The sequence below is a fragment of the Caballeronia sp. J97 genome (genome assembly GCF_905220305.1).
Taxonomy (GTDB): domain Bacteria; phylum Pseudomonadota; class Gammaproteobacteria; order Burkholderiales; family Burkholderiaceae; genus Caballeronia.
Map to the genome: position 1 here is coordinate 387,433 of NZ_CAJMZL010000001.1, position 19,656 is coordinate 407,088.

The following is a 19,656-nucleotide window of genomic DNA, read 5'->3' on the forward strand; positions in this document are numbered from 1 at the left end:
TCCTGCTTTTTTGGAAATGATTTGAACGCACCGCCGATTATCCGCGAAAAGTCCCGTCCGACGAGGCTCGCACCTCCGTCGACGTGATCGGCGGAATCATTGTTTTTGAGCAGCGTTCGCTTTTTTCACATTATGAGATACAATCGCTGTTCCGCTGTTTGACGCGTCAACCGATTTTTCACGATGAGCGATACGAACCCGGAATCCAAGACCTCCATTCAGGTGATCGAGCGCATGATGCGTCTTCTCGATGCCCTCGCCGACCACACTGACCCCGTCAGCCTGAAAGAGCTCGCGCAGAGCACCGACCTGCATCCGTCCACCGCGCATCGCATCCTCAACGACATGGTGCTGTGCCGGCTCGTGGACCGTTCCGATCCCGGCACCTACCGGCTCGGCATGCGTTTGCTGGAGCTCGGCAATCTCGTGAAGGCACGTCTTTCGGTGCGCGAAGCCGCCATGCCGCCGATGCGCGAGTTGCATCGGCAGACCGGGCAGACCGTCAATCTTTCCGTGCGCCAGGGCGACGAGATCGTCTATATCGAGCGCGCCTATTCCGAGCGCTCCGGCATGCAGGTGGTGCGTGCGATCGGCGGCCGCGCGCCGCTGCATCTGACGTCGGTAGGAAAGCTGTTCCTCGCCGCCGACGAAGCGTCGCGCGTGCGCGCCTACGCGATGCGAACCGGTCTCTCGGGCCACACGCAGAACAGCATCACCGATCTATCGAAGCTCGAGCGCGAGTTGTCGCTGGTACGTCAGCAGGCATGCGCGCGCGATAACGAGGAACTCGAACTCGGCGTGCGCTGTATCGCCGCGGGCATTTACGACGACACCGGCCGGCTCGTCGCCGGTCTGTCTCTCTCCGCGCCCGCCGATCGCCTGCAGGACGCGTGGCTCAAACAGTTGAGCCACACCGCGCTCGAAATTTCGCAGTCGCTGGGCTATCACCCGGAACAGGCTGCCGCCGACGCGCAACCGGCGCAGCACGCGCAACGCTGAGTCACGCTGCAAGCAAAACGGGATTCGTCTTTCGACGAATCCCGTTTTGCTTTTGCGGGAACGAACTACGGGCGCTCAGGGATTCGCGCCGCTACCCATGTCCGCGCTCATGATATGCGGCTCGCCGAGCGTATCGAGAAACGAGCGCAGGCGGCCTGCATCGGCGAAGCGCGAATACTTGCCGTACGAGTCGAGCAGCACGATCACGACCGGACGGCCATTCACGTTCGCCTGCATCACGAGGCATTCGCCTGCTTCGTTGATGAAACCCGTCTTCTGCAAGCCGATATCCCACGATGCATTGCGGATCAGCGCGTTCGTGCTGTTGTAGGCCAGATTGCGCTTGCCGGTGAAAACGTCGTAGCTGCGGTCGGTCGAGAACTTGCGGATCAGCGGATATTGATACGCCGCGTTGACCATCTTCACGAGGTCGCGCGCGCTCGACACATTCTGGCTCGTCAGGCCAGTCGAGTTTTCGAAGTGCGTGTCGACCATGCCGAGCGACTTCGCCTTCGCATTCATCGCAGCGATGAAGGCCGGACGGCCGCCCGGGTAATAGCGCGACAATGCGGCTGCCGCGCGATTTTCCGAGGCCATCAGCGCGATATGCAGCATGTCCTCACGATTCAGCACCGAGCCGACCGCGAGGCGCGAGCCGGTGAACTTCTCGTAGTCGCGGTCTTCGTCGGTGACGCTGATTTCATCCGTGAGCGGCATGTGCGAATCGAGCACGACCATCGCCGTCATCAGCTTGGTGATTGACGCGATCGGCACGACGGCGCGCGAGTTCTTGTCGAAGAGCGTCTCAGACGTGTTCTGGTCGACCACATACGCGACGCTCGAACGCAGCGCAAGGCTGTCGGGCGTGTCGTGCAAGCCGAACGCCTGTCCGACCGAAGTCGCACGAGGCTGGAACGCGACAGCGTGCACGCCAGCGCGGCGCGCATGCGGCTCCATGCGATACGACACACGACGCTTGCGCGACGCGCGGGGCGCGTCATCGTCGTCATCGGCGGCGGCGACCTTCGCCGCCTTCGCGGGCTTCGGCGCCTTGAGCGTGGTTTTCGCCACGCGTGCGGACTTTTCGGCCTTGGCGCTGGATTTCTTGACGGTCTTGGTTTCGGTGGCGGTCTTTGCAAGGGCTTCAGCCGGAGCCGCTGCGAAGGACGTCGCTACTGCGATGGAGACAGCGATGGACAATGCCGAGCGCACTGCCACGCCATGCACCACCTTCAACGACGAAAACATTTCGGTTTTCATTAGTGTTCTGTTGGGCGGCTGGAGGGTACCGCCAAGTGTAGTGAAGCTACGAAATTTAAGCAATATTAAGCACTTATCGGCACTCGTTAAACTGAGTTGTAAGCCGTGATTGCGTATTGCTGAGTAACAGCGCGCCTCGATCGGAAAAAACGATCATCCCGGCGGAACAGTGCTGCCAAAAGCGCGCTTTTCTACACGATGACCAACGCGCTATCGGCAAAACTTTCCACGACTTTAGGCAAACGTGAAGGCCAGAACGGACAAAACGCAGAGCTTCGAATCGAGAGACGGGCTAGGTCGGATGTCGCGCACGTCGGCACGGAAGATCGGACAGCCGAAATGTTAACGTTTCTTCAACAAATTGGTGTACGGCGACATCCTAAAAATAGGACAAACTTAAGATGACTCTTGTTTTTGCGACGCCGCAGAGCGCTCCGCCCCCTTGGGACGCAACATCAAAGCTTCATCGAAGTGTGATTTCATCCGACTCATCGTCGCGCGTCGGCCTGTCCTGAAAACGGTGCCCAGCTTGGGTGCACAGGGTTTTCACGGAGCCCTTTCCGATGCTCGTCGATGCCAAGTAAGTTGTTGTTTAACATACGATTTCGCCCGATTGTGCGGCGCACAAAAAGTGCTTGACATCCATCGGAATATCTTTAAAATGGGCCTCATGTTGCGACGCACCAATCGCAGTTGCACCTAGCCGGCAAGGTTCATCGCGCCGGATCTACCCAAACCACGACCCGCGTTTGATGGGTCGGCCATCAGGAGCCTGAGATGACGCTGTTGACCCCCGAGCAAATCGCCGCTGCACAAAAAGCCAACTTCGACACGCTGTTCGGTCTCACGAACAAGGCATTCGAAGGCGTCGAAAAGCTTGTCGAACTGAACCTGCAAGTCGTGAAGTCCACGCTGGCCGAAAGCCAGGAAAACGCACAGCGCGCGCTGTCGGTGAAGGACGCGCAAGAACTGCTCGCGCTGCAAGCCAGCCTGACGCAGCCGGTCGCTGAAAAGGTGCTGTCGTACGGCCGTCACCTGTACGAAATCGCATCGGCCACGCAAGCCGAATTCGCCCGCGTCGCAGAAGCGCAGTACGAAGAGCAAAACCGCAAGGTGCAAACGCTCGTCGACAACGTCGCGAAGAACGCACCGGCTGGTTCGGAAACGGCCGTCGCCGTGATGAAGTCGGCCATCACCGCCGCGAACACGACGTACGAAACGGTTCACAAGGCAACGAAGCAAGCTGTCGAAATCGCTGAAAGCAACTTCAACGCTGCCGCAACGGCCGCAACGAAGGCTGCTACGCAAGCGACCGAGCAAGCTACCCGCGTCGCCAAGAAGTCGGTTGCGTAAGTTTGCCGCCGGACTTCTGTCCGGTCGATGCAGCACGAATCACGAAGAACCCGGCCATCGCGCCGGGTTTTTTGTCGTTTGAACGCAGCACATAAAAAAGGCGCGCTCCGGTGAAGGAGCGCGCCTTTGTGCTTCGGAAACCGCGAACGCTTACTTCTTGCGCTGCGGCGGCAAGTCCGTGCACACGCCTTCGTACAACTCGGCGGCCATGCCGACCGATTCGCCGAGCGTCGGGTGCGGGTGGATCGTCTTGCCGATGTCGGTCGCATCCGCGCCCATCTCGATCGCGAGACACACTTCGCTGATCAGATCGCCCGCATTCAGACCGACGATGCCGCCGCCGATCACGCGATGCGTCTCTTCATCGAAGATGAGCTTGGTGAAGCCTTCATCGCGACCGTTGGCGATCGCGCGGCCCGACGCGGCCCACGGAAACACTGCACGGCCGTATTTGATGCCCTCGGCCTTGCACTGGTCTTCCGTCTTGCCCGCCCACGCCACTTCCGGATCCGTGTAGGCGACGGACGGGATCTGCAGCGCGTCGAAATACGCCTTCTCGCCGTGCGCCGCTTCCGCCGCGACGTGGCCTTCGTGCACGGCCTTGTGCGCGAGCATCGGCTGGCCGACGAGATCGCCGATCGCGAAGATGTGCGGCACGTTGGTGCGCATCTGCTTGTCGACGTTGATGAAGCCGCGATCCGTCACCGCGACGCCCGCCTTGTCCGCGCCGATCTTGCCGCCGTTCGGGCTGCGGCCGACCGCGAGCAGCACGAGGTCGTAGCGTTGCGGCTCGGCCGGCGCCTTCTCGCCCTCGAAGGTCACGTAGATGCCGTCTTCCTTGGCCTCGGCCTTGGTCGTCTTGGTCTTGAGCATCACGTTCGTGAAGCGCTTGGAATTGAACTTCTCCCAGACCTTCACGAGATCGCGGTCGGCGCCGAGCATCAGTCCGTCGAGCATTTCGACGACGTCGATGTCCGCGCCGAGCGTCGAGTAAACCGTCGCCATTTCCAGGCCGATGATGCCGCCGCCCACCACGAGCATGCGCTTCGGAAGCTGACGCAGTTCCAGCGCGCCGGTCGAGTCGACCACGCGCGGATCGTCCGGGAAGAACGGCAGTTTCACCGACTGCGAACCCGCCGCGATGATCGCCTGCTTGAACTTGACGACCTTCTTGCCGTCCGGGCCGTTCACTTCCATATGGTTCGGATCGACGAAGCTGCCGACGCCCGTGACCACTTGCACCTTGCGCGCCTTCGCCATGCCGGCGAGGCCGCCGGTCAGCTTCTTGACGACGCCTTCCTTGAAGCCGCGCAGCTTGTCGAGATCGACCTTCGGCTCGCCGAAGCTGATGCCGTGCGCCGCGAGCTCGGCCGCTTCGTCGATGACGAGCGCCGTGTGCAGCAACGCCTTCGACGGAATACAGCCGACGTTCAGACACACGCCGCCCAAGGTCGAATAGCGTTCGACGAGCACGGTCTTCATGCCGAGGTCGGCGGAACGGAACGCCGCCGAATAGCCGCCGGGACCGGCGCCGAGCACGAGCATGTCGCATTCGACATCCGCCGCGCCCGAATAGCTGCCCGCTTGCGGCGCGGGCGTCGGGGCTGCGGCAGGCGCGGGAGCGGGCGCGGCCTTCTGAGGCGCAGCGGCAGCAGCGCCAGCGCCGCCTTCGAGCGTCAGAACCAGCGTGCCTTCCGACACGTTGTCTCCGACCTTCACCTTCACTTCCTTCACCGTGCCCGCCGCGGGCGACGGCACGTCCATCGTGGCCTTGTCGGATTCGAGCGTGATGAGCGACTGCTCCTTCTCGACCGTATCGCCCGGCTTCACGTGCACTTCGATGATCGGAATGTCCTTGAAGTCGCCGATATCCGGCACCTTCACCTCCTGCACGCCACCGCCGCCGGCCGCCGGGGCGGGCGTGGGCGCCGCGGCCGGAGCCGGTGCGGCGGCCGGAGCCGCGGCGGCGCCCGCGCCCGCGGACTCGACCATCGCGATGACCGAACCCTGGCTGACCTTGTCGCCTTGCTTGACCTTCACTTCCTTGATGGTGCCGGCGACATCGGCGGGCACTTCCATCGTGGCCTTGTCGGTTTCGAGCGTGATGACGCCCTGTTCCTTTTCGATGACGTCGCCGGGTTTGATATTGACTTCGATGACATCGACATCGGAGAAGTCGCCGATGTCGGGTACTTTTAGTTCGACGAGACTCATGTTGTCCCCTAAGAGATATGCGGATGGAACCTCAGGGCCGGGCCCCGAGGTTCCGCCGTCGGCCGGATCGGAAGATCAGAGAATGACGCGACGGAAATCGCCCAGGATCGCCGACAGATAGGCGTTGAAGCGCGCAGCGGCCGCACCGTCGATGACGCGATGGTCATACGACAGCGACATCGGCAGCGTGAGGCGCGGCACGAACTGCTTGCCGTCCCAGACGGGCTTCTGATAGCCGCGCGACAGGCCGAGGATCGCGACTTCGGGCGCGTTGATGATCGGCGTGAAGTGCGTGCCACCGATGCCGCCCAGCGACGAGATCGAGAAGCAGCCGCCCTGCATCTGGTCGGGCTTGAGCTTGCCGTCGCGCGCGAGCTTCGACAGTTCCGCCATTTCCTTCGCGATATCGACGAGGCCCTTCTTGTCCGCATCGCGGATGACGGGGACGACGAGACCGTTCGGCGTATCGGCCGCGAAACCGATGTGGTAGTACTTCTTGAACACCAGGTTGTCGCCGTCGAGGCTCGCGTTGAAGTCCGGGAACTTCTTGAGCGCCGACACCACGGCCTTGATGACGAACGCGAGCATCGTGAACTTCACGCCCGCCTTCTCGTGCTCCTTGTTCAGCTTCACGCGCAGCTCTTCCAGCTCGGTGATGTCGGCTTCGTCGTTGTTCGTGACGTGCGGGATCATCACCCAGTTGCGATGCAGATTCGCGCCCGAGATCTTCTTGATGCGCGACAGCGGCTTCGGATCGACCGGACCGAACTTCGTGAAGTCGATCTTCGGCCACGGCAGCAGTCCCAGCTCGCCGCCGCCACCGCCAGCCGGTGCGGCCGCCGCCGGCGCCGCGCCCTGACCCGACATGACGCCCTTCACGAATGCGGTGATGTCGCCTTGCGTGATGCGGTTCTTCGGACCGGTGCCGCGCACGCGCGACACGTCGACGCCCAGTTCGCGCGCGAACTTGCGCACCGACGGCGACGCATGGCTCGACGTGCGCGTGCCGTCGCCGGCGGGCATCACGGGCGCTTGCGCGAGCGCGGACGGCGCTTCCTTCGGCGCGGGCGCGGGCTTCGCGGGCGCATCCGACGGCACTTCCTTCTGCGCCGCGGGAGCGGGCGAAGGCGCCGGTGCGGCCGCGCCGCCTGCGCCGCCTTCCAGCACGAGGATCAGCGAGCCTTCGGAGACCGTGTCGCCGATCTTGACCTTCAGCTCCTTGACCGTGCCCGACGCGGGGCTCGGGACGTCCATCGTCGCCTTGTCGGATTCGAGCGTGACGAGCGACTGCTCCTTCTCGACCTTGTCGCCGACCTTCACCGCGATCTCGATGACCGGAATGTCCTTGAAGTCGCCGATGTCCGGCACCTTCACGTCGACGGTGCCGCCGCCGCTCGCGGCCGGCGCGGCAGCCGGAGCCGGAGCCGGCGCGGGGGCAGCCGCGGGCGCTGGCGCGGCGGCAGCGCCGCCGCCTTCCAGCACGACGATGAGCGAACCTTCCGACACGTTATCGCCGACCTTGACCTTTACTTCCTTCACGGTGCCCGCTGCCGAGCTCGGCACGTCCATCGTGGCCTTGTCGGATTCGAGCGTGACGAGCGACTGCTCGGGTTCGACCGTATCACCCACCTTGACCAGCACTTCGATCACGGGGATGTCCTTGAAATCGCCGATGTCCGGCACTTTGACTTCGATCGCTTGACTCATTATTAGTGTCTCCTGGTTGCACGCGGGCCTCCTTCCGCTTCGGAAAGAGGCCGCGTCACAACACTCGGGGGCGATGCCTTTAGACGGTCATCGGGTTGGGTTTGGACGGGTCGAGGTTGTACTTCTTGATCGCCTCGGCGACGACCTTGCGCTCGATCGTGCCTTCGTCGGCCAGCGCGTTCAGCGCAGCCAGCGTCACCCAGTAGCGGTCGACTTCGAAGAAGTGGCGCAGCGCTTCGCGCGTGTCCGAGCGGCCGTAGCCGTCGGTGCCGAGCACCACGAACTTGTTCGGCACATAGCCGCGGATCTGATCGACGAGCGCGCGGATGTAGTCCGTCGATGCGATCACCGGGCCCTTCGCGTCCTTGAGCAGCGCCGTGACATGCGGCAGGCGCTTCTCTTCCGTCGGATGCAGCAGGTTCCAGCGCTCGCACGCCTGGCCGTCGCGGGCCAGCTCGGTGAAGCTCGGCACGCTCCAGAGATCGGCGCTCACGCCCCAGTCGTTCTTCAGCAGCTCGGCTGCGGCGATCACTTCATTGAAGATCGTGCCTGCGCCCATCAGCTGGACGTGGGCCTTACCGGCGGCGTCGGCCTTTTTGAACGCGTACATGCCCTTGATGATGTCCGCGGCAACGGCGTCGCCTTGCGGGATCGCCGGATGCTCGTAGTTCTCGTTCATCACCGTGATGTAGTAGTACACGTCCTCCTGCTCCGCGACCATGCGGCGCAGACCGTCCTGCATGATGACGGCGAGTTCGTAGCCGAACGTCGGGTCGTAGCTCACGCAGTTCGGGATCGATGCCGCCCACAGGAGCGAGTGACCGTCTTCGTGCTGCAGGCCTTCGCCGTTGAGCGTCGTGCGCCCTGCCGTGCCGCCGAGCAGGAAGCCGCGCGAACGCATGTCGCCCGCGGCCCACGCGAGATCGCCGATGCGCTGGAAGCCGAACATCGAGTAGAAGATGTAGAACGGGATCATGATCTCGCCGTGCGTCGAGTACGACGTCGCGGCCGCGATCCAGTCACACATGCCACCTGCTTCGTTGATGCCTTCCTGCAGGATCTGACCGGTCTCCGATTCCTTGTAGAACATGAGCTGGTCGGAGTCTTCCGGCACGTACTTCTGGCCTTCCTGATTCCAGATGCCGATCTGGCGGAAGAGGCCCTCCATGCCGAACGTGCGCGACTCGTCCGGGACGATCGGCACGACGCGCTTGCCGAGCGCCTTGTCCTTCAGCAGGATGTTCAGAATCCGCACGAACGCCATCGTCGTGGAGATTTCGCGGCCCTCGCCCGTGCCCTTGAGCAACGGCTCGAATGCGGACAGCGCCGGCACCGGCAGCGACTCCGCCTTCTCGCGGCGCGTCGGCAGATAGCCGCCCAGATCCATGCGCTTCTGACGCATGTACTCGAGTTCCTTCGAGCCTTCTTCGAACGTGAGGTACGGCACGTCGGCGATCTGCTCGTCGGTCAGCGGCAGGCGGAACTGGTCGCGGAATTTCTTCAGCGTGTCGATCGGCAGCTTCTTCTGCTGGTGCGTGATGTTCATCGCCTGGCCGTGCTCGCCCATGCCATAGCCCTTGATGGTCTTGGCGAGGATGACGGTCGGCGCGCCCTTCGTCTTGGTCGCTGCGTCGAAAGCCGCGTAGATCTTGTGCGGATCGTGGCCGCCGCGGTTCAGGTTCCAGATGTCCTCGTCGGACCAGTCGGACACCAGCGCCTTCAGTTCCGGCGTGTTGAAGAAGTGCTCGCGCACGAACGCGCCCGACTCCGATTTGTACGTCTGGTATTCGCCGTCGACGACTTCCATCATGCGGCGCATCAGCGCGCCGGTCTTGTCGCGTGCGAACAGCGCATCCCAGCGGCTACCCCAGATCACCTTGATGACGTTCCAGCCCGCGCCGCGGAATTCGCTTTCGAGTTCCTGGATGATCTTGCCGTTGCCGCGCACCGGACCGTCCAGGCGCTGCAGGTTGCAGTTGATGACGAACACGAGGTTGTCCAGACGCTCGCGGCCGGCCATGCCGATCGCGCCGAGCGATTCCGGCTCGTCCGTTTCGCCGTCGCCGAGGAACGCCCAGACCTTGCGGCCTTCGGTCTTCGCCATGCCGCGCGCGGCCATGTACTTCATGAAGCGCGCCTGGTAGATGGCCATGATCGGGCCGAGGCCCATCGACACGGTCGGGAATTGCCAGAAGTCCGGCATCAGCCACGGATGCGGATACGACGAGATGCCCTCGCCGCCCACTTCCTGGCGGAAGTTGTTCAGTTGCTTCTCGGTCAGGCGGCCGAGCAGGAACGCGCGGGAGTAGACGCCCGGCGACGAGTGACCCTGCACGAACACGAGGTCGCCGCCGTGATCCTTCGAGGGCGCGTGCCAGAAGTGATTGAAGCCGACGTCGTAGAGCGTCGCGGCCGATGCGAACGAAGCGATGTGACCGCCGACGTTGGTGTCCTTGCCCGCGCGCAGCACCATCGCGATGGCGTTCCAGCGGGTGTACGAGCGGATCCGGTGTTCGATGTCCTGATCCCCCGGAATCTTGGCCTGCGAAGCCACGGGGATCGTGTTGATGTACGGCGTGTTCGCCGAGAACGGCAGGTGCTCGCCATGCACGCGAGCGAATTCGATCTGTTTCTCGATCAGGTAGTGCGCGCGATCAGGACCGACCGCGGAAATCACGCCGTCGAGCGCGTCGAGCCACTCGGCGGTTTCCTGAGGATCGTCGTCCTTGGCGTTGGCGACATATTTGAGAACTTCGTCGGGTACAGCGGACATGCTCGTCTCCTGATGTGAGGAACACTCTGAGAACCGCCGGCGCACGCCCGATCGAAGGCGGGCACTGGCCGCGTGCCGGCAATTCTAAAGAGGGTCCAGACCATGACGCAAGGAATTTTTCAAATCATGAGAGTTAATCTCACCATGCGAAAAATTGCTGCAACGCACCGTCCGATAAGACTTTTTTGTTCAGATGTTTCTCCTCCTTTTCCCGCAATCGAGCCATCTTTACCGTCTTTTTACGCCAATTAACAATCAGGTGCTGCGTTACAATCGCATCCATGTTGACCGAACGGCTGATCAAACGCTCGGCGAGGTCCGCGCGCAAGCCGACCGACGCCTCGCCCTCTCGCTGGCACCACGGACCGTGGTGGTCGAACTCCTATTTACTGACGCCGCTCATTTCGATCCTGGTCTTCCTGGTCGTGATGAGCCTCATTCTCTGGAGCCTGAACCGGCGCGAGCAACAGCAGCAGGAAGACACGCTCTACCGGAATGTCGCGTGGGCGCAGCAGCAAATCCGCCTGTCGATGACCGGTGCGCAGGAGCAGATTCAAGCGCTCTCACGCGACATCGCGAGCGGCCACGGCGACCCGCAGAACTTCCAGACCGCATCCACCGACATCATGCAGGGGCATCCCGAGATCCTCTACATGAACTGGTACACGAGCGAGCATAAGCCGCGCTGGCCGAATACGCCGCTGCCCGTGCTCGGATCGCGGCTCGCAAAACCGAACGAAACACAGATGGACGAGGCCGTGCAGGCCGCGTTCGACGAAGCGCGCACCACCCGCCGCCAAGTCTACTCGCCGTTGCTCTACGACGACCTCGGCAACGGCTATATCACGCTGCAGACGCCGGTGTTCCGCGACCGCGAGTTCCTCGGCTCGATCGCGGCGGTGTTTTCGATCGAAGGCATCCTGAAGCACGACATTCCCAGCGAATTGTCGGCGAAGTACAAGATTTCCATCACGGATCTGAACAACCGCGAGCTCGCGACCACCTCGAGCCGCCCGCGCCTGCCGCGCGACATGTTCTACGATCTCCCGCTCGACCCGCCCGGCCAAGGCTTGTCGGTGCGCGTGTATTCGTATCCGCAGCTCACGAACTTCACCAACAACACGCTGGTATGGTTGGTCGCCGGTTTGTCGTGCTTCGTGCTGTGGAGTCTCTGGAGTCTGTGGAAGCACACGCGCCAGCGCTTCGAGGCGCAACAGGCGCTCTACGCCGAAGCATTCTTTCGCCGCGCGATGGAAAACTCCGTGCTGATCGGCATGCGCGTGCTCGACATGCACGGCCGCATCACGCACGTGAATCCGGCGTTCTGCCGCATGACGGGCTGGGACGAAAGCGATCTCGTCGGCAAGAACGCGCCGTTCCCGTACTGGCCGCGCGATGCGTATCCCGAAATGCAGCGCCAGCTCGACATGACGCTGCGCGGCAAGGCGCCCTCTTCCGGATTCGAATTGCGCGTGCGCCGCAAGGACGGTTCGTTCTTCCACGCGCGGCTCTACGTTTCGCCGCTGATCGACAGTTCGGGCCGTCAGACGGGCTGGATGTCGTCGATGACGGACATCACCGAACCCAAGCGCGCGCGCGAGGAGCTCGCCGCCGCGCACGAGCGCTTCACGACGGTCCTCGAAAGCCTCGACGCCGCGGTCTCCGTGCTCGCCGCCGACGAAGCCGAACTGCTCTTCGCCAACCGCTATTACCGGCACCTGTTCGGCATCCGTCCGGACGGGCATCTGGAGCTCGCCGGCGCCGCGTTCGACGGCGGCTCACAGAGTTCGTCCGACGACATCGACCTGGTCGACACATACGCCGGCTTGCCCGCCACCGCGCTCACAGAAAGCTCGGCGGACGCGCAAGAGGTCTACGTCGAGGGCATCCAGAAGTGGTTCGAGGTGCGTCGCCAGTACATTCAATGGGTCGACGGCCATCTCGCGCAGATGCAGATCGCGACCGACATCACGCAGCGCAAGCAGGCGCAGGAGCTCGCGCATCAGCAGGAAGAGAAGCTCCAGTTCACGAGCCGACTGATGACGATGGGCGAAATGGCCTCATCGCTCGCGCACGAACTGAATCAGCCGCTCGCCGCGATCAACAACTATTGCTCGGGCTGCGTCGCGCTGGTGAAATCCGGCCGCATGACGCAGGAGACTCTGCTTCCCGTGCTGGAAAAGACCGCGCAGCAGGCGGTCCGCGCGGGCATGATCATCAAGCGCATACGCGAGTTCGTGAAGCGCAGCGAGCCCAAGCGCCAGGCCGCGCGCGTCGCGGATATCGTCGCGGACGCGGTCGGTCTCGCCGAGATCGAGGCGCGCAAACGCAAGATCCGCATCGTCACCGAAATCCGCTCGCGGATGCCGGTGATCTACGTCGATCCGGTCCTGATCGAACAAGTGTTGGTCAACTTGTTGAAAAACGCGGCCGAAGCGATGCATGATGCGAAACCAAACGCCGTCGATCCGGTGATACGCGTAGTCGTCCAGCGCATGGACGGCGGCTTCGTGTGCATCAGCGTGGTCGATCAGGGTCCGGGCGTGGACGAAGCAACCGCCGAGCGCCTTTTCGAGCCGTTCTACAGCACCAAGTCGGACGGCATGGGCATGGGGCTGAACATCTGCCGCTCGATCATCGAGTCGCATCGTGGACGCCTCTGGGTGGTCAACAACGTCGAAGCGGACGGCCACGTGACCGGCGCAACCTTCCATTGCAGCCTGCCGATCGGCGAAGTGGAAGGATCGTCCCCGGGCGCGGGCGGCACGGATGCGCAGGACGAACATACGAGACAACAAACAGTTACGGGAGAACTATGAGCACAGTCACCACTCAGGAAACCGTCTTCGTCGTCGACGATGACGAAGCCGTGCGTGATTCCTTGCGCTGGCTGCTCGAAGCAAACGGATACCGCGTTCAGTGTTTCTCCAGCGCGGAATCGTTCCTCGACGTCTATTTGCCGATCTCGCATTCCGGCGCGATCTCCTGCCTGATTCTCGACGTGCGCATGGCCGGCATGACGGGCCTCGAACTGCAGGAGAAGCTCATCGCCGAAAACTCGCTGCTGCCTATCATCTTCGTGACGGGTCACGGCGACGTGCCGATGGCCGTCTCGACCATGAAGAAAGGCGCGATGGACTTCATCGAAAAGCCGTTCGACGAAGCCGAGCTGCGCAAGCTCGTCGAGCGCATGCTCGAGAAGGCGCGCAGCGAAAGCACCAGCGTGCAGCAGCAGCGCGCGGCGGCCGAGCGCCTCGGCAAGCTGACGGCGCGCGAGCATCAGGTGCTCGAACGCATCATCGCGGGACGTCTGAACAAGCAGATCGCCGACGATCTCGGCATCAGCATCAAGACGGTGGAAGCGCATCGCGCGAACATCATGGAGAAGCTCTCCGTGAACACCGTCGCCGATCTGCTGCGCCTCGCGCTGTCGAACAAGCCGCAGCAGTAACGGCTGCGTCTCTCCCCTTTGCGGCCGGCATCGTCATGCCGGCCGCGCCTTTGCCGGCGTGCTCCTTCGCGAATGCGTCCGCGTCCCCATCTCCTGAAAGTCCCGTTGTCTGCCGAAAGGAAAAGTGATATTGGCTGAATCACGCCGGCTCGCTACCCGATTTCCTCGCTTCGGGCAGGCTGGCGCGACGATTCATGCAACGTCTTGTACGGGGGGACTCGATGTCGAAACGAATTCGTGTCATTGATTCGCGTGTCGGCACACTGAGAGCGATCGTACTCGCCGCCACGCTCGCCACGATGCCGCTTCTCGCGGCGCATTCCGGCGATGCGCAAGCGCAGGACACCGCGCCGGCCGGCCAGAAGCTCACGAACCAGCAACTCGATGCCCTGACCGCGCCGATCGCGCTCTATCCCGATGCGCTGCTCGCGCAGGCGCTGATGGCGTCGACGTATCCGTCGCAAATCACCGACGCGGCCGCCTGGTCGAAGGCGAATCCGAACGTCAAGGGCGACGATGCGGTGAAAGCCGTGCAATCCGAGCCGTGGGATCCGAGCGTGCAGTCGCTCGTCGCGTTCCCGCAGGCGCTCGCGACGATGGCCTCCAAGATCGACTGGGTGACGCAGCTCGGCAACGCCTTCATCGCGCAGCCGAGCGATGTGATGGACTCCGTTCAGCGTCTGCGGCGCGCGGCGCAAAGCGCGGGCAACCTGAAGACGAACGAGCAGCAGAAGGTCGTCGTGCAGCAGGCGCCGAGCAGCAGCACGACGACGATCCAGATCGAGCCGGCCAATCCGCAAGTGGTCTATGTGCCGACTTACAACCCGACGGTCGTCTACGGGACGTGGCCCTATCCGGCCTATCCGCCCGTCTACGTGCCGCCGCCTCCGGGCTATGCGATGGCGTCGGCGTTCGTCGGCGGCCTTGCGTTCGGCGCGGGCGTCGCGGTCGCGAATTCGCTGTGGGGCAATTGCGACTGGGGCCGCGGCGACGTGAACGTCAACGTCAATCGCTATAACAACATCAACGTGAACAACCGCATCAACGCGAACAGCAACAACGTGCGCTGGAACCGCAACGATCCGCAGTTCAACCGCACCAATGTCGCGAACCGGCAAAACACGTTGAACAACGCGAATCGCGGCGCGAACGCCAACCAGTTCCGGGGCCGTGAAGACGCGCGCTCGCAAGCGGCGCAGACGCTGCAGCAGCGCACCGGGCAAAACCTTAATCAGCCGGCGAGCCAGCGCGTGCAGAACATCCGCAAGGAAGGCGGCCCGAACGCACGCGACACGAGCGATCTGCGTCAGCGTTCGCAGGACGTGAATCGCGATAACGCGCTGCGCGGCGCGGGCGACGGCAACGGCGCGCGGCAGGACATGCAGCGCGGACAGGCCAGCCGGCAGTCGTTCGCCAATCAGTCGCAGAATCGCGCCGGTGCGGCAGGCGGCGGCGTTCAGCGTCAGGGTGGCGGAGGATTCCAGCACGGCGGCGGCGGCGGCGGAGGCGGCGGCGGCGGATTCCAGCACGGTGGCGGCGGAGGCGGGTTCCAACGGGGCGGCGGCGGAGGTCATCGCCGTTGATGATCCAGTCCATCGTCAGACGCCGCGGACGCGGCGAACGCCAGAATCAGGAGCCCGACATGAAAACATTCGCCTCATCGAAGAAGCCTGTGCTGTGCGCACTCGCGGCTGCGTCGCTCGTGCTCGGCGCAACGCTCGCGCACGCACAGGCCGTGTACCCGAGCGCCGAAGCCGCGGCGCAGGCGCTCACCGACGCGATCGCGATCAACGACGAAACCGCGATCGCCAAGGTCCTCGGCAAGGACCACGGCCGTTACGTGCCTGCTGGCAGCATCGGCGAGGAGGATATTTACGCGTATCTCGGCGCCTGGGCGCAGCAGCATCGCATTGTCGAAAATGCGCAACCGGTCGATGGTCATCCTGCCGCGTATGTCGAAGCGGGCAACGACGGCTGGACGCTGCCGATTCCGCTCATAAAGGTCGCGAACGGCTGGCGCTTCGACATGCGCGCCGCGCGCGACGAAGTGCTGACGAGGCGCATCGGCCGCAACGAACGTTCGGCGATCCAGGTCGCGCTCGCGTACATCGCCGCGCAGAACGACTATCACAAGACAGCGGACCGCTACGCCGACCGTTTCGTCAGCACGCCCGGCAAGCACGACGGCCTCTACTGGGAGACCGCGCCGGGCGAGCCGGACAGCCCGCTCGGCCCGCTTGCCGCGACGATGCCGAACAAGCCCACCGACAAGGACGGCTACTATGGCTATCACTATCGCATCCTGACGGCGCAAGGCTCGCACGCGCAAGGCGGCGCGAAGAACTACCTTCAGGACGGGCGGTTGACGCAGGGCTTCGGTCTCATCGCGACGCCCGCGCATTACGGCCAGACCGGCGTGATGACCTTCATCGTCAATCAGGACGGGCAGATCTACGAGAAGGACCTCGGCCCGGCCTCCGCGAGCGCGGCCGCGGCGATCAAGTCGTTCAACCCGGACGCCTCGTGGCAGGCGGTAACGCCCTGAGCGTCCCGAGGATGGCGCGGCGCAACGTGCGATGGCACCCGGCGGTATAATTTCGCCCTTCCCAAGGGCGCATTTGCCGCGCATCGGCTAAAAACGCGCCCCGCAACCTGCGCGAGCGCCGCGCACCGCCGCCGCACGAAAGCGGCGGGCATGGCGTCGGCTTCACGCCCTCGCGCGAACCCGCCCATCCTCGATTCGATTCGCCATGACCGCCCAACTCATCGACGGCAACGCCCTTTCCAAGACCCTTCGCGCCGATGTCGCCCGGCGCGCCGCCGCCCTCGCCGCCCGTGGCCACAAGCCCGGCCTGGCCGTGGTGCTCGTCGGCGAGAATCCCGCGAGCGAGGTCTACGTGCGCAACAAGGTGAAGGCGTGCCAGGATAACGGCCTGCACTCGGTGATGGACCGCTTCCCCGCGACGCTCGCCGAAAACGAACTGCTCGCGCACATCGCGAAGCTCAACGCCGATCCGTCAATTCACGGCATTCTCGTGCAACTGCCGCTGCCCGCGCACATCGACAGCCACAAGGTCATCGAGGCGATCGCGCCGGAAAAGGACGTCGACGGCTTTCACGTCGCCAATGCGGGCGCGCTCATGACCGGCAAGCCGCTCTTTCGCCCGTGCACGCCCTACGGCGTGATGAAAATGTTCCAGGCGCACGACATCGACCTGAAAGGCGCGAACGCGGTGGTGATCGGCCGCTCGAACATCGTCGGCAAGCCGATGGCGCTCCTCCTGCTCGAAGCCGGCGCGACCGTGACCATCTGCCATAGCAAGACGCGCGACCTCGCGAAGCACACGCGCGATGCCGACGTGATCGTCGCCGCGGTCGGCCGCCGCAACATCCTCACCGCCGACATGGTGAAGCCGGGCGCGACGGTCATCGACGTCGGCATGAACCGCAACGACGAAGGCAAGCTGTGCGGCGACGTCGATTTCGCGGGCGTGAAGGAAGTGGCCGGCTACATCACGCCGGTGCCGGGCGGCGTCGGCCCGATGACCATCACGATGCTGCTCGTCAACACGATCGAGGCGGCCGAGCGCACGGCGCAAGCGTAAAGACCGGCGCGGGCCAGGTTTAATCAGCCCCTTAAAAACAATCGATTGGAATTTGCCCCGCCCGCCCCAATAATCTCGAAGAGAGCGGGCGCGGGGCGCCGGGGTGCGACACTCCCCGCCCGCGCTTTACCCAACACCAGCACGGGAGAGCCATGAGCGATACCACGTCCACCACGGCAGCGGCAAATCCGCTGCTCGATTTCTCCGATCTTCCGCGTTTCGGCGAGATTCAGCCTTCGCACGTCACGCCCGCGCTCGACGTGCTGCTCGCGAATGCGAAAGCCGCCGTCGACCGCGCGAGCGCGCCGGACACGCCCGCGACGTGGAAAGACGTCGTCGAGGCGGTCGAACTGGAGTCGGAGAAATTGTCGCGCGCGTGGGGTATCGTCGGCCATCTGAACGCCGTTGCCGATACCCCCGAACTGCGCGCCGCGCACGCCGAAAATCTGCCGCGCGTCACGGAATTTTCCGCGAGCGTCGGTCAGAATCTCGCGCTCTACGAGAAGTACAAGGCGATCGCCGCCGGAACCGAATTCGCCGGGTTGTCGGCTGAACGCAAGAAGATTCTCGAAAACTCGCTGCGCGATTTCCGTCTCTCGGGCGCCGAACTGCCCGAAGACCGCAAGCCGCGCTTCGCGCAGTTGCAGGAAGAACAGGCAGCGCTGTCCAAGGCGTTCTCCGATCACGTCCTCGATTCCACCAACGCCTACGCGTATGTCGTCACGCAGAAAAGCGACCTCGCCGGCCTGCCCGACGACGTGATCGAAGCGGCCCGCGAAGCCGCGCAACGCGATGGCAAGGACGGCTGGAAGTTCACGCTGCATTTCCCGTCGTATTTCCCCGTGCTGCAGTATTCCGAGCATCGTCCGATGCGTGAGGCGATGTATCGCGCCTATGTCACGCGCGCGTCCGAACTCGGCGAAACCTACGGCGGCGGCAAGTCCGAATGGGACAACACGGCGAACGTCGTCGAGCATCTGAAGCTGCGCGAGGAAGAAGCAAAGACGCTCGGCTATCGGAACTTCGCGGAAGTCTCGCTCGCGCCGAAAATGGCCGAATCGCCCGCGCAAGTCATCGCGTTCCTCGAAGATCTCGCGACTCGTGCGCGTCCGTACGCCGAAAACGACTGGATGGAACTGCGCGCGTTCGCCGCGACCGAGCTCGGCATGCCCGAGCTTCAGCCGTGGGACATCGCGTATGCGGCGGAAAAGCTGCGTCAGAAGCGCTATTCGTTCTCGGAAAACGAAGTGAAGCAGTACTTCCCGCAGGAAGCCGTGCTGAAGGGCCTGTTCAAGGTCACCGAAACACTCTTCAACGTGTCGATCCGCCGCGACGAAGCCGCCGTGTGGAATCCGGACGTGCGCTTCTTCCGCGTCGAGAACAAGGACGGCACGCTCGTCGCGCAGTTCTATCTCGATCTCTACGCACGCGAGGGCAAGCGCGGCGGCGCATGGATGGACGACGCCCGCTCGCGTCACAAGCGCACGCAAGGCGGCGTGCAAACGCCGGTCGCGTATCTCACGTGTAATTTCTCGGCACCGGTGGGCGGCAAGCCCGCGTGCTTCACGCACGATGAAGTCATCACGCTGTTCCACGAATTCGGGCACGGCCTGCATCACATGCTGACGCGCATCGACGAGCTGGGCGTGTCGGGCATCAACGGCGTGGAGTGGGATGCGGTCGAGCTGCCGTCGCAGTTCATGGAGAACTTCTGCTGGGAGTGGGACGTGCTGACGGACATGTCCGCGCACGTCGAAACCGGCGCGCCGCTGCCGCGCGAGCTGTTCGACAAGATGCTCGCCGCGAAGAACTTCCAGAGCGGCCTCGGCACGTTGCGCCAGATCGTCTTCTCGATGTTCGACATGGTGCTGCACACATCCTACGATCCGGCCAATGCGGCGCAGAACGTGAACGATGTCGCCCGCGCGATCAACGAGAAGTTTCACGTGATCCCGCAGGCGCCGTTCTCGCGCTGGCCGAACACGTTCAGCCATATCTTCGCGGGCGGTTATGCGGCGGGCTACTACAGCTACAAGTGGGCCGAAGTCCTGTCCGCCGATGCCTACGCCGCGTTCGAGGAAGCCGCGAAAGCCGGCAACGGCTCCGTGCTCGACGCGACGACGGGCACGCGCTATCGCCGCGAGATTCTCGAAGTGGGCGGCAGCCGCCCGGCGATGGATTCGTTCAAGGCGTTCCGCGGCCGCGAACCGAACATCGACGCGTTGCTGCGTCATAACGGCATGTCGGGGCAAACGCTGCACTGAGCTGCCGCGAGCCGCTTTCAGCCGTTCCCT

The 19,656-nt window shown here is 63.6% G+C and carries 12 protein-coding genes; 8 read left to right on the plus strand and 4 right to left on the minus strand.

Annotated elements, in window-relative coordinates; translation table 11 throughout:
- The first annotated feature begins 183 nt into the window (after positions 1-183).
- Positions 184-999, plus strand: coding sequence for an IclR family transcriptional regulator (locus U4Y90_RS01870; protein ID WP_321791622.1), 816 nt, complete (start codon positions 184-186; stop codon positions 997-999).
- A gap of 75 nt (positions 1,000-1,074) precedes the next feature.
- Here the strand turns inward: U4Y90_RS01870 and pbpG are convergent, their stop codons facing one another.
- Positions 1,075-2,259: a D-alanyl-D-alanine endopeptidase gene (gene pbpG / locus U4Y90_RS01875; protein ID WP_321791624.1), complete on the minus strand. Its 1,185-nt coding sequence runs from the start codon at positions 2,257-2,259 to the stop codon at positions 1,075-1,077.
- A 777-nt stretch (positions 2,260-3,036) separates the two neighbouring features.
- Here pbpG and U4Y90_RS01880 point away from each other — a divergent pair.
- Positions 3,037-3,612: a phasin family protein gene (locus U4Y90_RS01880; RefSeq protein WP_321791626.1), complete on the plus strand. Its 576-nt coding sequence runs from the start codon at positions 3,037-3,039 to the stop codon at positions 3,610-3,612.
- Positions 3,613-3,762: 150 nt separating this feature from the next.
- Here U4Y90_RS01880 and lpdA read toward each other — a convergent pair whose 3' ends face one another.
- From lpdA to aceE, 3 genes are all read right to left on the minus strand, one after another.
- Complete coding sequence (gene lpdA / locus U4Y90_RS01885) at positions 3,763-5,826, minus strand: dihydrolipoyl dehydrogenase (protein WP_321791628.1); 2,064 nt, start codon at positions 5,824-5,826, stop codon at positions 3,763-3,765.
- 75 nt (positions 5,827-5,901) lie between these two features.
- Positions 5,902-7,533: a dihydrolipoyllysine-residue acetyltransferase gene (aceF, locus tag U4Y90_RS01890; RefSeq protein WP_321791630.1), complete on the minus strand. Its 1,632-nt coding sequence runs from the start codon at positions 7,531-7,533 to the stop codon at positions 5,902-5,904.
- Between the two features lie 79 nt (positions 7,534-7,612).
- A complete protein-coding gene (gene aceE, locus U4Y90_RS01895; protein ID WP_321791631.1) occupies positions 7,613-10,306 on the minus strand; it encodes a pyruvate dehydrogenase (acetyl-transferring), homodimeric type in 2,694 nt (897 codons plus the stop codon).
- 281 nt (positions 10,307-10,587) lie between these two features.
- Between aceE and fixL the strand changes: the two genes are divergently transcribed.
- From fixL to U4Y90_RS01925, 6 genes are all read left to right on the plus strand, one after another.
- Positions 10,588-13,125, plus strand: a complete 2,538-nt coding sequence (gene fixL / locus U4Y90_RS01900) for an oxygen sensor histidine kinase FixL (protein ID WP_321792554.1) — start codon at positions 10,588-10,590, stop codon at positions 13,123-13,125.
- Positions 13,122-13,757 (plus strand): oxygen response regulator transcription factor FixJ, encoded by a 636-nt coding sequence (fixJ, locus tag U4Y90_RS01905; protein ID WP_014190971.1) that lies wholly within the window; start codon positions 13,122-13,124, stop codon positions 13,755-13,757. The genes fixL and fixJ overlap by 4 nt, the downstream gene beginning before the upstream one ends.
- 221 nt (positions 13,758-13,978) lie before the next feature.
- On the plus strand, positions 13,979-15,340 hold the full coding sequence (locus tag U4Y90_RS01910; RefSeq protein ID WP_321791637.1) for a DUF3300 domain-containing protein: 1,362 nt from the start codon (positions 13,979-13,981) through the stop codon (positions 15,338-15,340).
- A gap of 59 nt (positions 15,341-15,399) precedes the next feature.
- Complete coding sequence (locus U4Y90_RS01915) at positions 15,400-16,302, plus strand: DUF2950 domain-containing protein (protein ID WP_321791639.1); 903 nt, start codon at positions 15,400-15,402, stop codon at positions 16,300-16,302.
- Between the two features lie 205 nt (positions 16,303-16,507).
- Positions 16,508-17,362 (plus strand): bifunctional methylenetetrahydrofolate dehydrogenase/methenyltetrahydrofolate cyclohydrolase FolD, encoded by an 855-nt coding sequence (folD, locus tag U4Y90_RS01920; protein ID WP_321791641.1) that lies wholly within the window; start codon positions 16,508-16,510, stop codon positions 17,360-17,362.
- A gap of 152 nt (positions 17,363-17,514) precedes the next feature.
- Positions 17,515-19,626 (plus strand): M3 family metallopeptidase, encoded by a 2,112-nt coding sequence (locus U4Y90_RS01925; RefSeq protein ID WP_321791643.1) that lies wholly within the window; start codon positions 17,515-17,517, stop codon positions 19,624-19,626.
- Positions 19,627-19,656: the final 30 nt, after the last annotated feature.

Bases quoted from the DNA above. Each gene is read 5' to 3' on its own strand.
- U4Y90_RS01870 (WP_321791622.1), top strand. From the start codon at position 184: ATGAGCGATACGAACCCGGAATCCAAGACCTCCATTCAGGTGATCGAG.
- pbpG (WP_321791624.1), bottom strand. From the start codon at position 2,259: ATGAAAACCGAAATGTTTTCGTCGTTGAAGGTGGTGCATGGCGTGGCA.
- U4Y90_RS01880 (WP_321791626.1), top strand. From the start codon at position 3,037: ATGACGCTGTTGACCCCCGAGCAAATCGCCGCTGCACAAAAAGCCAAC.
- lpdA (WP_321791628.1), bottom strand. From the start codon at position 5,826: ATGAGTCTCGTCGAACTAAAAGTACCCGACATCGGCGACTTCTCCGAT.
- aceF (WP_321791630.1), bottom strand. From the start codon at position 7,533: ATGAGTCAAGCGATCGAAGTCAAAGTGCCGGACATCGGCGATTTCAAG.
- aceE (WP_321791631.1), bottom strand. From the start codon at position 10,306: ATGTCCGCTGTACCCGACGAAGTTCTCAAATATGTCGCCAACGCCAAG.
- fixL (WP_321792554.1), top strand. From the start codon at position 10,588: ATGTTGACCGAACGGCTGATCAAACGCTCGGCGAGGTCCGCGCGCAAG.
- fixJ (WP_014190971.1), top strand. From the start codon at position 13,122: ATGAGCACAGTCACCACTCAGGAAACCGTCTTCGTCGTCGACGATGAC.
- U4Y90_RS01910 (WP_321791637.1), top strand. From the start codon at position 13,979: ATGTCGAAACGAATTCGTGTCATTGATTCGCGTGTCGGCACACTGAGA.
- U4Y90_RS01915 (WP_321791639.1), top strand. From the start codon at position 15,400: ATGAAAACATTCGCCTCATCGAAGAAGCCTGTGCTGTGCGCACTCGCG.
- folD (WP_321791641.1), top strand. From the start codon at position 16,508: ATGACCGCCCAACTCATCGACGGCAACGCCCTTTCCAAGACCCTTCGC.
- U4Y90_RS01925 (WP_321791643.1), top strand. From the start codon at position 17,515: ATGAGCGATACCACGTCCACCACGGCAGCGGCAAATCCGCTGCTCGAT.